Source organism: Streptacidiphilus sp. MAP12-16, assembly GCF_041262165.1.
Classification (GTDB): Bacteria; Actinomycetota; Actinomycetes; order Streptomycetales; family Streptomycetaceae; genus Streptacidiphilus.
Genome location: NZ_JBGCBY010000012.1, coordinates 174,710 through 187,190 on the forward strand (window position 1 = coordinate 174,710; position 12,481 = coordinate 187,190).

The window sequence follows — 12,481 nt, forward strand, 5'->3', positions numbered from 1 at the left end:
CCGCGCAGGGAGGCTTCGCCTAGTCCGGTCTATGGCGCCGCACTGCTAATGCGGTTTGGGGTTTACCCCCCATCGAGGGTTCAAATCCCTCAGCCTCCGCAGTCACACAGGGGCCCCTCGCTTCGGCGAGGGGCCCCTGTCCGCGTTCCGCGACAGGCGTCCGCCGCCGCTGACTGTGGATCAGGTGACGGACCTCCGTACGCCGATCGGCCCGGTCCGTGGCCTGGTCAGGAGGCTCGAATACTCGATTTCACCCAAGGGCGGCGGTCGTGTAATGTTGTTCTCGCAAGGCAGCGGGGCGAACAAAAACCGCCCGGAAGCCAAGCAAGGCGCTCATAGCTCAACGGATAGAGCACTTGACTACGGATCAAGAGGTTGCAGGTTCGAATCCTGCTGAGCGCACCCAGGTCAAAGACCCGGAGACATTGTCTCCGGGTCTTTTCACATCCACGGCTGACAACAACGCGCCCGTTCAGTCCCTCACGGGCACCCGTGCGGCGGCGGGTCCGTCGTCCTCAGCGGCACAGTAGGCGAGAACGGCATCCATGCGGGTCGCCGCTTCCTGGAGCGTCGTCTCCATCACATGCGCGTATGTGTCGAGGGTCATGCTGATGTTGCTGTGTCCCAGCGTTTCCATGATGGTGCGGACGGCGACGCCCTCGGCGAGCAGGAGCGACGCGTGCCGGAGGTCGTGAATCCGGACCGAGCGGAGGTGCGCCCGGCGGCACAGGACGGCGAGCTGCCGGTTCAGGCTGCGCGGGTCGATGGCCGTACCTGTCAGGCTGGTGAAGACCAGCCCATCCTTCGGCTGGAAGTCCAGCGGAAGCCAGTCGATGCCCGCCATGGCCACGTCCGACAGGCAGTCCCCGCCCAGTGCCACCGTCAGGGCGAGGTCCAGCAGGACCTTGCCCAGGTCGTGCACCGCGCGGAGCTTGCGCCAGGGCGTCAGCGCCGCTGATATGGCCGTGTCCAGGCCGGTCTTGCGGACGGTCTCCACCAGCAGCACCCCACCGGCCTGCGAGACCACCGCGCCCCCGTCGCCCTGGACGCGGAGAGGCGGATACGACCCGATATGCTCTTGTTCACTTGGAGAGTGCTTTCCTTGCAGCTGACAGGACCCTAGACAAGTCCAATCGTCGCAGGTCAGAGGCACTCTCTGCTTATTTGATCAAGGGTCGGACAGTCCGCCCGGACGGTGCTTCGTGTCAGTCGACGAAGGTCGGTGCCGGTGACCACGCCGTGGGGAGTTCCTCACTCGGGTCCCCCGTCACCAGCAAGGGGTAGCGGTACTGCCACCATCGGACCTGCTCTCGCACCTCGGTTTCACTCATGCCCCAGGCCTTGAGGAGTCCCGTGGCGGCGCGGAACCGCTCGTCCAGTGCATCGAGTTCGGGCTGGCGGAGCCGACGGACCCGATCTGACATGAGGGGCCACGCGTCGCTGAGCCAGTCACGGTGCGCAAGGTCCTGGGTGAACTCCCAGACGAACATGGTGTCCAGGCCCTCTTCAACCTCGGCCACGACCTGCGCCCATGCCTCAAGCCGCGCGTTGAGGCTCATGGGACCGGGGTAGCGACTGGACAACCTCTGTGTCGCCTGACGAGCGGGGACATAATCGGTCTCCTCAAATTCGCTCTCCACGGCTGCAGCATCGCAGGACCCACCGATTCCGTCATCCGCCCGAGCGACCGATCGAGCCCTGCCCGACGGAACACCGCTCACCTGAAAGGTGCAGCGCTCCAAACCCCGCCGAATCCGATCCGGTTGACGAAGAGCCAGGTCAGAGAGGATGCCCGATAGCCGCCACCAGCCATCCATCTGAACTCGTGAAAGCGTGAGGCTAACGGAGTAGTCCGCCAGGGGGCTTTTTCCTTCTGCCCACACCAACGGGCACCAGCCGTCTGCCGAGGGCGTGCACCGGAATGGTAGATGGGGCCTGACTGTGACGAGGGCCTGGTGCCGACAGGAGATCGGCACCAGGCCCCGTCGAGCGGGCGCGGTCAGGGCGAGGCCGCAAAGGTCCCATTCAGGTCCACGATCAAGTCAACCGGAGCACTGCCACCGTTGTAGAGGGTGATCGAGCCGTCGGATCCGATCGGCGTCACAGCCGCGTTGGCCACTGTCTGCCCGGCGGCGAAGTTCAGGCTGGACGCGTTCGGCAGCGAAGTGCCGTCGGGGTACGCGCTGATGAACCCGGCGCCGGGGGTATCGGTGACGGTCAGGTTGAGCTCCGCAGCCACAGCGCCGAAGGGAACTCCCTTCAGTCCGGCGATGTGGAGCGTGATCGACTTCCGGGCGCCGAGCTTGGCGATGAGCCCGCCCGTGCCCGTTCCGTTCCGGGTATCGAGGATCCTGTTCGGCCCGGTCGGCACGATGACGGCGCCAGTGCCCCAAGAGTTGTAGTAGCCGACCAGGTCCGCCACGAAGTCGGCCGTCCCGCCGCTGCCATTGGAGAAGACAACCTTGCCATCGCTGACCGGGACCACGACCAGACTGGAAACGGTCTGTCCGGCCGCCCAGTTGGAGTTAGACGTTCCAGGATCGGCGGCCTTGTCGCCGTAGGCGGTCAGATGGCCGGCAGTCTTCGTGTCAGTGATCGCCACGTTCAGCACCACGGCAGTTGCGTTGGTCGGAACACCGTTGTAGCCACCGACCGCCAGCGTCACAGACCCGCTTCCGCGAACCAGCGCCTTCGGCGCGCCAGTGCCTACGCGTGTGTCAAGCACGCGGACGGGGCCCACTGGGGCGTAGGTCATGCCGATACCCGGGCTGGTAGCGGAGATGGACCACCCGTAACTGTCCACGACCAGGTCGGCCGGGCCTGCGCTGCCGTTGTAGAAGTCGATGACTCCGTCCGAGCCGGCGTAGGCCAGCAGGCTGTTGGCCACTGTCTGGCCCGAGACGTAGTTGAGCGTCGAGCCGGTTGGACGAGCGGTCCCATCCGGGTAGACCGTGAGGAATCCGCTGGCCTTCGTGTCCGTGACGGTGACGGTCAGCCCGGCGCCATGGGCGCCCGCTTCGTCGGCTTGGAGTTGCGCCAGCGAGAGTCGGACGGTTCCGTGTGCCGGGATACTGTCGATTCCATGGGTGCGGCTGTCGAAGACCCGCGTCGGACCGTACGGCTGGAACTCGTCCCCGACGGTGATGGTCAGGGTTGAGGAGGAGGTACGGCCGACTATGTCCGTGGTGACGATCTTGGCGGTATAGGTACCGGGGTGGGGGTAGGTCCAGTCGAAGGTATTGATCGACTCCGTCTCCTGCGTTCCGTCTCCTGGATAGAACTGCGCGCTGACGAGCTCAAAAGCATTCGACCCCGCCTGGACAGTGAAGGACACGTGATCCGGGAAGACGTACCTTCCGTCGTCCCGTGTGGTGCCTGAGAGCATGATGCTCGGCGCTGTCGGGGTAGCCACACGGACAACCCGAGTACGCGACGTGGCATACCCGTTGATGTCCGAGGTCGTCGTCTTCGCGGTGTAGGTACCGGGCGTGGTGTACACGTGGGAGATCTGACCGCCGCTCACGGTCTGGAGGCCGCTTCCGTCGCCGAAGTCGACCGTTGTCGCCAGGGCGTCATGCCAAGTGTCGCCAGTGTTCGTGGAGACCGAGAAGGTGAACGGTGCCGCACCAGTTGCGGTCGTCGGAGCGTAACTGGCCGCGAGCGTGAGGGCGTCCTGGCGCTCGACAGCACCCCGGTCCATAATCCCCGTGCCCGTACCCGTACCCGTGCCCGTGCCCGTGCCCGTGTTCGGCACCTGGGGATCGTCCGCACGCGGGTTCCCGTAGTAGTCCGTCGCAGTCGCGCCCGGGGTGTCGGAGTTCCCCGAGTCGATCAGCGGAGAGCCCTCCGGTGGTCCCGTGGTGATGTCCGCCGACGGGACGTCGAGATCGTGGGCCGCCTGCCCCGGGACAGCGGCGGCAAAGTTCGCCGCGGTGGCGTAGTCAGTCCCGCCCCAGGCATAGTCGAATCGTGGCGCAGGGACGGACCAGGCGTTGTAGTCCGCAGCGACACTTCCCGTGCTGTCTGACGAGACGGACACCAAGGGAGGGGCGGCACAGGTCGAAACTGCCGCGGTCGACGCCGTGGCAGCGTTGTTGTCGACGGTGGCAGAAGTGCCACCTGCCAGGGACAGAGACACGGCGCAGGGGTCCGTATTGAACGTATTGCCGGTCACCGCCAGACCAGAGACGCCGCTGGCGACGATATCGCCGCCGGCATTGCTGCCCAGCACGTTGGATGCGAGCGTGACCTGCCCCGCACCCTTGTCGAGTTGGACTCCTGCTCCCGTGCTCATGGTGATCGAAGTGCGGGTGACGCTCACATTCGAGGACGAGGTATCGATGTGGATCCCGGCGCCCACTGCCGTGCCCGTCCCGACGCGGTCCGTGGCGGACGTGTCGAGACTGACGTCGGTCGAACCGATCACATCGACGCCGTCGCCTGAGCTGTACTCGACCGTCACGTCACTCACACGAACGTCGTGTACGCCGGAGAACGTCAGGCGGGACACAAATGCCCAGCGGGGTTCATCGGAAGTAAAAGTTATCGGAGCACCCGAAGTGCCCGAATGGGAAATGGTGACCGGCCCGTACTGGTAGCCCGACTGAATATGGACGGTCTGCCCCGGCACCACGACATCCGCAGCTTGCTGAATAGTGCAGAAGGGATCCGCAGCAGACCCGTCGCCGACCAGGAAGCCCTGATTGCATTGGGCCCCGCCCGCGTTCACGTAGAGGTCGGAGAGCGCCTGGTCTGCGCGGGCCGTGGTAGCCGGAGCCAGGGCAGCCGTCACGAGCAGCGCTGCGGCCGCAATGGCGGCTTTGGGCCTGAATTTCATGAATGTCCCCCCATTCCCGACAAGCGAGAACAAGTCGGGCAAGCATTTCGCATGGTCGAATTCAACGAAGGTCGCGAGGATACTACTCTCACCTCAAGCGGCGGCCCTTCCTGGTCGCGAACTCATCAATGCCGAGTACCCGCGGGCTCGCCCAGGCCGGGTCCGGCAGCGCCATGACTAGGCGCAGGACCGTCATCCGGCTGACCGTGACGCCGAGCAGCAGTGCCAGGCGCGCCACCGCGCGGGCGGCCAGGACCACGCCCAGGGCCGCCCGCAGGCGTTGCAGCACGGGCGTGCGCCGACCGTAGCGGCAGGTCAGCCCCTCGCTTGGCAAAGCGGCAGGTCGGAGGCCATTTCACGGCCTGAAAAGCGGAAGGTCAGCGCCGGGTCGTGCGAGGCTCCTGGCGTCTACTCCTGAGAACAACGGCTGACAACAACGGGTGCACACAACGACGCACGGGGGTGGATCTCGCGGCAGAGGAGTCACTTCCACGGCGTCGGATTGGCACCGTAGGTTCTGGCGTTCGGAGGTCGCAAATCAAGTGGAATGGGCCTACGGAATCAAGAGGTTGCAGGTTCGAATCCTGCTGAGCGCACAGAAGAGGGCCCTTCGGCTCGGAGCTTGACTCCAGGCCGGAGGCCCTTCTCGTTGCTCGGACACGTCAAGCGTGATCATCTCTGCCGGGCTTTGGGGAATCCGGGGACCGAGAGGCCGCACCGAGGGCGCCGAGGGTGCCCCGAAGGGCACGGATGCCTGCGTGAGGGGCACTGGGCCATAGTGATCACAGCGCTGCAGGCGAGTGACGGATACAGGGGGCCCAGCTCCGGGTGCCGTCGCGGGACGCCTGAGAGCGAACCCCGGCGGGCTCAAGCCGGAGCCTCGCTAGGACGCGCGGTTCAGGCGCGCGGCGGGGCTACTGAGCCGCGCGCTTTGATGTCGCTTCGCTAGGTTCCGCCGCGCTGATCGCTGTGCGGCCGGGGGCCCGCACGCGGTTGTTCTACCGGCTGCGGGTCCACCGGGGTCGCGAGAAGGAGCGGCGGTCGTTGTCCGAGCGCGACTGCATAGGCCTGATCGACGAACCCGGCCGAGGGCGTGTGGTCTCACGTCAACCGCAGCCTGGCCGACCTCGTCGCTGCCCCCGTCGCCGTCGACCAGCTGGAGGCGCTGGTCCGCGACCGGCTCCAGCGCCTCCAGTACCGCCCCACCATCCTCAACGGCTTCGTCGCCGAGACCGGCCTGGCCTTCGACGCACCACCGCCGTGACCTCGCCGTGCCGGGCTCAGTAGGCCTTCGTGATCGGCTCTTGAAGCTCCGTCACCCATGCACCTTCATCGGCAGGGGTCTCCAGGTAGAGCTCGCGGTTGTAGCCGGTCGAGCGATGGCCGTTGGCATCGATCCACTTGGCGAGCGTCTGGATCGAGGACATGACGTCGTCCATCGATCCGCGATGCACGACCGTCGCCGCGGTATCGATCCCCGGCAGGTCCACGATCGACCAGTCGTGGCTCGGATCGGCCTCGATGTTCACCGGCATCCCGGCGTGCACGACAACCTGGTCGTCCTCGGCGCTCTCGTAGTAGGCGATCGCGGGGCCGACCGGCGTCACGCCTGCGGCCATCAGCCGCTCGATCAGCTGCGCGTACAGCGGCTTGATCACCGGCGTGATGTCCTGCGGCGAGAAGCTCGCCGCGACTCCTGTGAGTTCGGCGAGCCGAACCGCCGGAATCTGCTTGACCACAACGTCGTCGGTGGGCATGTGACCCTCCCTTTCGATGATGCGGAGTCTCGCCTCGACCTCGGCCAGCCGTGCCGCCGCTGCCTCGCGCGCCGCCGCCAACTCGGCCCGGCGCAGCCTGAGCATTCCGCGCAGTTCCTCGACGCCGACCTTGTCGTCCAAGATGTTCTGGACGTGCTGGAGCGTGAAGCCGAGGTCCTTGAGCGCGATGACTCGGTTGAGGCGGGCGAGCTGGCCGGCCTCGTAGAAGCGGTAGCCGCTCGCGGGGTCGACGTAGGCCGGCCGGAGCAGTCCGATGTCGTCGTAGTGACGCAACATGCGGATCGACACACGGCCGTGCTTGGCGAAATCTCCGATGCTGAACATGACGCCTCCTAGTGCAGGGCCTCACACCGTGTGAGGGTCAAGCCGGCCGCCCTACCCGCCCCGGTGATCTTGACAACCCGCCCCCGCGGGCGTCCGCGCCCGGAGGTCAGGAACGTACGCGCGCTGGACAGGTCACGGCCCTGATGGGTGCAGAAATGGATTGCCCGTAACAGTCCTGTCGCTCACGATGGCCCTGATTGTCACGGCCCGCAGAAGGATGCTCCGGTGGACCTGCCCGACTTCGCTCCCGCCCCCAACCAGGGTGGTGACCCCGCACTCTACGAGATCGAGAACCGTGCGCTGGACCCCCAGGGACTCGTCCTGGAGGCCATGCGGAAGACGGCTCCGTGGGCTGGCCGTACCCTGCTGGATCTCGGCTGTGGCAGCGGGTTCTGGCTTCCGGGGTATGTCCAGGAGGCATCCGAGACCATCGGAGTCGAGCCCGACCCGACCTTGATACGGATCGCGCGGCAACGGGACCCGCGGGCCCGGGTCCTGGCCGGCTCGGCCGAGCACATCCCGCTCCCAGACGCTTCGGTGGACGTAGTGCACGCGCGGTTCGCCTACTTCTTTCCGCCCCGTTGCGAGCCGGGACTGGCTGAGGTACTGCGCGTTCTCAGGCCCGGTGGAGCTCTGGTGGTCGTGGACAACGATCAGCGCAGTGGGCAGTTCGCGGACCTGCTGGCGCAGTTGTCGTGGGCCGGGCCACAGGCCGCGGGGCAGCGCACCGATGAATGGTGGGCTCAGCGGGGTGCCGAGCGGACCGAGGTATTGAGCGAATGGCGGTTCAACTCCCGCGCGGACCTCGAGGCGGTGCTGCGGCTGGAGTTCCCTGCCGAGATCGCCGATCCTTGGCTCGCCGCCCACCCCGCTGCCCTGGGACTCAGCTACGGCTACGTGCTCTTCACCATCCGCTGCTGAATCTCCCGCTCCCACATCGACCCCGACGGCGTACGACGAGTCGCCCGGCGCGCGCCGGAATGGTGAGGTTGGCCCGAACCGAGGTCTGGAGGCGCGGGTGGCTGAGATCAGGACGAACGGCACATCGCTGCACTACGAGGTCCAGGGGAGCGGGCGCAGCGTGGTGCTCGTTCACGGTTCGTGGGTGGACGGGAGCAGTTGGTCGAGAGTCGCGCCACAGCTGGCCGAGCACTGCACGGTGGTGTCGTACGACCGGCGTGGCCACGGTCACAGTGCCGCTCCGGCCGGCCAGGGCTCGGTGTACGAGGACGTGGCGGACCTCGCCGGGTTGATCGAGGGACTGGAACTGGCTCCCGCGTTCGTCTGCGGCAACTCCTTCGGATCGCTGATCACGTTGCGGCTGGCGGCGGCCCGGCCCGAACTCGTGCGCGGGATCGCCGTGCACGAGCCACCGGGGGTAGGACTGCTGGTCGACGACCCGATGGTGCGGCCCATCGCGCTGGCTGTTCGCGAAGGCCTGAATCCGGTCCGCGCGGTGCTTGAGACCGGCGACTACGTGGCGGCAGCGGAGTTGTTCGTCGATACGGTCGCGTTCGGTCCGGGCGCGTGGGGACAACTCCCCGCCCCGGTCCGGGACGTCTTTGTGCGCAACGCTCCGACCTTCCTCGACGAACTCCGCGATCCGGACGCGCCCGGTTTGGACCTCGGCGCTCTGGGCGCGTACCACGGACCCGCGTTGCTCACGGGGAGCGACAACAGCCCGCCGATGTTCGGGCCCGTACTGGATCGCATCGCCGCCGTCCTGCCGCAGGCCGAGCGGCACCTGTACGCCGGTGCCGGGCACGCTCCGCAGCTGACCGACCCGGAGGAGTACCTCCGGGTGACCCTCCCACGCGCACTGCGCCGACAGCCCTGACGTCGCAGGGCGGGACGCGCTGCGTGTCGAGCACTGCTTCAGCGGTAGTGCAGCGCGGGCGGTGCGCCGTCGGGGAGGGTGTACCAGCGGAACGGCCAGACTGGTGACGTGACCACTCCACCCAGGCCGGCGGACGCTTCCAGCCGCGCCGAGGCGACGCGCCGGGTCTGGTACGCCGCCTATGGCTCCAATATGCATGTCGACAGGCTCGCCTACTACCTTGCGGGCGGCCGCCCGCCCGGAGGTGCGAGGACCTACCCGGGGTGCCGCGATCCGCGGCGGCCGGAACGAATGGTTCCGGTGATGCTGCCGGGGCAGCTCTACTTCGCTCTGGAGTCGGCGACGTGGACCGGCGGCATGGGGTTCTACGACCCGTTCGATCCCGGCGAGATGCCGGCGCGGGCCTATCTGCTCACGGTGTCGCAGTTCTCGGACATCGCCGCCCAGGAGATGTACCGGGATCCCGGCGAGGATCTCGACCTCAGCGGTGTGCTCGCCACCGGTCGGGCGACGCTGGGGGAGGGACGGTACGAGACCCTGGTCCGCCCGAGGCTCCTCGACGGACATGTGGACGGACATGTGGACGGACATGCGGACGGGCGTTTGGACGGGCGTCCCGTGCTGACCTTCACGGCTCCGTGGCGTCGAGCTGAGGCTTGGCTCAACAGGCCGAGTGCCGCCTACCTCCGCAACCTCGCAACGGGCCTCCGGGAGTCGCACCGCTGGAGCACGGAGCGGATCGCTCAGTACCTCGCCGCCCGTCCCGGCGCCGCCGGGCAGTGGTCGATGGCGGACATCGCCGCCCTGCTCGCCGACTGAGCAAGTGCGGCGGTAACAGCCCAACCCCGCGCGAGGCATAGAACGGTGCCGTGTACAGTTACTTGCAAGGGGCAAGCAACTGCATGGGAGGGGCGTCATGGCGCAGCAGGTATCCGGTACGGCCACCGCCGCCGACGCGGCTACCGCGCTCGGTGACGAGATGGCCCGCTTCATGCGGCTGATCACGGCGTGGAAGCAGCGTTCGCGCGAGGATCCGGGCGGGGGCGACCGCCTGCTGCTCGCGCGCCTGGTGAGCTGCGGCCCGCGTAGGGCCACCGATCTCGCTGCGGACACTCTGCTGGACCTCTCCACCGTGAGCCGGCAGATCCGCTCCCTGGTCGACCGCGGCCTGGTCGAGCGGCGCCCCGACCCCGAGGACCGCAGGGGCGCGCTGCTCTCCGCCAGCCCCGACGGCGTCATCGCCTTCCAGCACTACCGCGACCAGCGCAACCAGCGACTGGCCCGCATGCTCGACGCCTGGCCGGCCGAGGACCGCTACCAGCTGGTCCGGCTGTTCGGACGCCTCAACGACGACTTCGCAGAAAACAGCGCAGAACTCTTCGGCGGCCCCATCGGAGCGACACCTCCGATGGCGACCGCTGCGGTGCAACAGGGAGAACACCAGTGAGCAGCAGCACCACCGCGTCACCGCCGGTACCCGCACCCGGTGGCCTGAGCCACCGCCAGATCATGACCATCCTCAGCGGTCTGATGATGGGCATGTTCCTGGCCGCACTCGACCAGACCATCGTCAGCACCGCGATCCGCACCATCGCCGACGACCTGCACGGCCTGAGCCAGCAGGCGTGGACCACCACGGCGTACCTGATCACGTCCACCATCGCGACGCCGCTCTACGGCAAGCTCTCCGACATCTACGGTCGCAAGCCGTTCTTCCTCGTCGCGATCAGCATCTTCGTGGTCGGATCGGTGGCCTGCACCTTCTCCACGTCGATGATCGAGCTCGCCGCCTTCCGGGCCTTCCAGGGCCTGGGCGCGGGCGGTCTGATGGCGCTGGCCCTCGCGATCATCGGCGACATCGTGCCGCCGCGCGAACGTGCTCGCTACCAGGGCTACATCCTCGCCGTCTTCGCCACGTCGAGCGTTCTCGGGCCGTTGGTCGGCGGCTTCCTCGCCGGGCAGAACACGATCCTGGGCATCGCCGGGTGGCGCTGGGTGTTCCTGGTGAACGTGCCGATCGGCATCGTGGCGCTGGTCGTGGTCGCCAAGGTGCTGAACGTGCCGCACACCCGCCGGGACCACCGGATCGACTGGTGGGGTGCCGTCACCATCGCCGTCGGCGTCGTCCCGCTGCTGCTGGTCGCCGAGCAGGGACGCGACTGGGGCTGGGTCTCGGGTCGGTCGCTGACCTGCTATGTCGTGGGCGTGCTCGGTATCGTGGCCTGGATCCTGGTCGAGCGCCGGATGGGCGACGAGGCCCTGATCCCGATGCGGCTCTTCGGCAACAAGGTCTTCAGTCAGACCAGCGTGCTCGCCGTCCTCGTCGGCATGGGCATGTTCGGCGGAATGCTGATGATCCCTCAGTACCTGCAGATCGTGAAGGGCGCGAGCCCGACCAAGTCCGGCCTGATGATGCTGCCGTTGATGCTCGGGATGATGGCCGCCTCGATCATGGCCGGCCAGATCACCTCTCGCACCGGCCGCTACAAGATCTTCCCGGTCGTCGGCACCGCGCTGCTGGTCGCCGCGATGCTGCTGTTCCACTTCGAGGTGCAGTGGAACACCCCACTCGCGGAGACCATGGCCTTCATGCTGGTCTTCGGCGTGGGGCTCGGCTGCACCATGCAGACGCTGACGCTGTCCGTCCAGAACGCGGTCCCCGCGAAGGACATGGGCGTCGCCACCGCGTCGTCCACCTTCTTCCGGCAGTTGGGCGCGACGGCCGGTACGGCGATCTTCCTGTCGGTGCTGTTCAGCACCGTCGGCGACAAGATCAATACAGCGTTCCAGGCGGCAGCGAAGACGCCGCAGTTCCAGTCCGCGCTGCACGACCCGACGGTCGTCAACAACCCCGCCAACCAGCCTGTGGTGCAGATGCTCAAGCACCCGAGCGCGAGCAGTGGCGGATCGTCCTCGGTGCTCAGCGACTCGTCCTTCATCCAGAAGCTGGACGGCGTCTTCGCCGCCCCCTTCAAGCAGGGCTTCGCGGACTCCATGCACACGGTGTTCCTGCTGGGCGCGGCGGTTGTCGCGGTCGCCTTCGTGCTGGTGCTGTTCATCAAGGAGGTTCCGCTGCGGAGCGTGTCCGGCATCCAGGCGCAGGCGCAGGCCCAAGCTGCGGAGAAGGAGAAGGCCGCGAGGGAAGCTGACGCTTCGTAACGCGTGTTGTGTCGTGAACGGCCCCGTTGCGGAGCGGGGCCGTTCGCTTCTTCGGCCCCAATCCTGGAATGGTGTTACCGCGCCAGTCCTCGGCGCCGGACAGTATGGAGAACATCATGAAGGGCTTCCGCAGCTTCCTGCTGCGCGGGAACGTCGTCGACCTCGCGGTCGGCATCGTGATCGGCGCAGCGTTCACGGCCGTGGTGAACGGCTTCGTCACCGCGTTCCTGACGCCGATCGTCGGAATGGTCTCGGGCAGGACGGGCGACTTCAGCAAGCAGAGCTTCAACGTGAACGGGGTGATCTTTCCCTACGGCGCTCTGATCAGTGCTCTGATCAGCTTCATCCTGGTGGCCGCCGTCGTCTACTACTTCGTCGTGCTCCCCGTGAACCGGCTGCACCAGCGCTTCGCGCCCAAGAAGGAGCCGGGTGCGCCGACCAAGGAGTGCCCGGAGTGCCTCAGCACCATCCCGGCGGCGGCAACCCGCTGCTCCTTCTGCACCGTGCAGGTCGTCGCGCCCGTGCAGAGCTTCCCGCGTCAGTGAC

Annotated in this window: 12 protein-coding genes, 2 tRNA genes and 1 pseudogene; 9 read left to right on the top strand and 6 right to left on the bottom strand. The window is 67.2% G+C overall.

Translation table 11 applies throughout. The features are described from left to right. Nucleotides 1–8: 8 nt before the first annotated feature. Both ABIA33_RS18290 and ABIA33_RS18295 read left to right on the top strand, forming a co-directional pair. Nucleotides 9–99: transfer RNA gene (locus tag ABIA33_RS18290), tRNA-Ser, on the top strand. A gap of 230 nt (nt 100–329) precedes the next feature. Beyond that, nucleotides 330–402, top strand: a tRNA-Arg gene (locus ABIA33_RS18295). 70 nt (nt 403–472) lie between these two features. Here ABIA33_RS18295 and ABIA33_RS18300 read toward each other — a convergent pair. The 5 genes and pseudogenes from ABIA33_RS18300 to ABIA33_RS18320 form a co-directional block, all read right to left on the bottom strand. Next, a complete protein-coding gene (locus ABIA33_RS18300) occupies nt 473–844 on the bottom strand; it encodes a tyrosine-type recombinase/integrase (RefSeq protein WP_370082941.1) in 372 nt (123 codons plus the stop codon). Further along, nucleotides 842–1,072 (bottom strand): annotated as a pseudogene (locus ABIA33_RS18305) (transposase); the annotation flags it as partial. The pseudogene ABIA33_RS18305 and the gene ABIA33_RS18300, both read right to left, overlap by 3 nt. Before the next feature lie 133 nt (nt 1,073–1,205). Next, nucleotides 1,206–1,559 carry a hypothetical protein gene (locus tag ABIA33_RS18310; protein WP_370082791.1) on the bottom strand — a complete coding sequence of 118 codons (354 nt, stop codon included), beginning with the start codon at nt 1,557–1,559 and terminating at the stop codon, nt 1,206–1,208. 440 nt (nt 1,560–1,999) lie between these two features. Further along, nucleotides 2,000–4,837, bottom strand: a complete 2,838-nt coding sequence (locus tag ABIA33_RS18315) for a PKD domain-containing protein (RefSeq protein ID WP_370082793.1) — start codon at nt 4,835–4,837, stop codon at nt 2,000–2,002. A gap of 88 nt (nt 4,838–4,925) precedes the next feature. Next, a complete protein-coding gene (locus tag ABIA33_RS18320) occupies nt 4,926–5,126 on the bottom strand; it encodes a hypothetical protein (RefSeq protein ID WP_370082795.1) in 201 nt (66 codons plus the stop codon). 804 nt (nt 5,127–5,930) lie between these two features. On the opposite strand from ABIA33_RS18320, the gene ABIA33_RS18325 reads away from it, so the two are divergent. Then, nucleotides 5,931–6,101, top strand: coding sequence for a hypothetical protein (locus ABIA33_RS18325; RefSeq protein ID WP_370082797.1), 171 nt, complete (start codon nt 5,931–5,933; stop codon nt 6,099–6,101). A 16-nt stretch (nt 6,102–6,117) separates the two neighbouring features. Here the strand turns inward: ABIA33_RS18325 and ABIA33_RS18330 are convergent, their stop codons facing one another. Beyond that, nucleotides 6,118–6,939: a MerR family transcriptional regulator gene (locus ABIA33_RS18330; RefSeq protein ID WP_370082799.1), complete on the bottom strand. Its 822-nt coding sequence runs from the start codon at nt 6,937–6,939 to the stop codon at nt 6,118–6,120. A 225-nt stretch (nt 6,940–7,164) separates the two neighbouring features. On the opposite strand from ABIA33_RS18330, the gene ABIA33_RS18335 reads away from it, so the two are divergent. The 6 genes from ABIA33_RS18335 (at nt 7,165) to mscL (ending at nt 12,480) form a co-directional block, all read left to right on the top strand. Further along, nucleotides 7,165–7,860 carry a class I SAM-dependent methyltransferase gene (locus tag ABIA33_RS18335; RefSeq protein WP_370082801.1) on the top strand — a complete coding sequence of 232 codons (696 nt, stop codon included), beginning with the start codon at nt 7,165–7,167 and terminating at the stop codon, nt 7,858–7,860. Between the two features lie 97 nt (nt 7,861–7,957). Next, the gene (locus ABIA33_RS18340; RefSeq protein WP_370082803.1) at nt 7,958–8,776 is read left to right on the top strand and encodes an alpha/beta fold hydrolase; all 819 of its coding nucleotides are present in this window, start codon (nt 7,958–7,960) and stop codon (nt 8,774–8,776) included. A 108-nt stretch (nt 8,777–8,884) separates the two neighbouring features. Next, nucleotides 8,885–9,595 (top strand): histone deacetylase, encoded by a 711-nt coding sequence (locus ABIA33_RS18345; RefSeq protein ID WP_370082805.1) that lies wholly within the window; start codon nt 8,885–8,887, stop codon nt 9,593–9,595. A 97-nt stretch (nt 9,596–9,692) separates the two neighbouring features. Then, on the top strand, nt 9,693–10,223 hold the full coding sequence (locus ABIA33_RS18350) for a MarR family winged helix-turn-helix transcriptional regulator (protein WP_370082807.1): 531 nt from the start codon (nt 9,693–9,695) through the stop codon (nt 10,221–10,223). Nucleotides 10,224–10,285: 62 nt separating this feature from the next. Further along, nucleotides 10,286–11,935 carry an MDR family MFS transporter gene (locus ABIA33_RS18355; RefSeq protein ID WP_370082943.1) on the top strand — a complete coding sequence of 550 codons (1,650 nt, stop codon included), beginning with the start codon at nt 10,286–10,288 and terminating at the stop codon, nt 11,933–11,935. A 113-nt stretch (nt 11,936–12,048) separates the two neighbouring features. Continuing rightward, a complete protein-coding gene (gene mscL, locus ABIA33_RS18360) occupies nt 12,049–12,480 on the top strand; it encodes a large conductance mechanosensitive channel protein MscL (protein WP_370082945.1) in 432 nt (143 codons plus the stop codon). Nucleotide 12,481 lies beyond the last annotated feature (1 nt).

Bases quoted from the DNA above. Each gene is read 5' to 3' on its own strand.
- ABIA33_RS18330 (WP_370082799.1), bottom strand. From the start codon at position 6,939: ATGTTCAGCATCGGAGATTTCGCCAAGCACGGCCGTGTGTCGATCCGC.
- ABIA33_RS18350 (WP_370082807.1), top strand. From the start codon at position 9,693: ATGGCGCAGCAGGTATCCGGTACGGCCACCGCCGCCGACGCGGCTACC.
- ABIA33_RS18300 (WP_370082941.1), bottom strand. From the start codon at position 844: ATGGCGGGCATCGACTGGCTTCCGCTGGACTTCCAGCCGAAGGATGGG.
- ABIA33_RS18355 (WP_370082943.1), top strand. From the start codon at position 10,286: ATGACCATCCTCAGCGGTCTGATGATGGGCATGTTCCTGGCCGCACTC.
- ABIA33_RS18310 (WP_370082791.1), bottom strand. From the start codon at position 1,559: ATGAGCCTCAACGCGCGGCTTGAGGCATGGGCGCAGGTCGTGGCCGAG.
- ABIA33_RS18315 (WP_370082793.1), bottom strand. From the start codon at position 4,837: ATGAAATTCAGGCCCAAAGCCGCCATTGCGGCCGCAGCGCTGCTCGTG.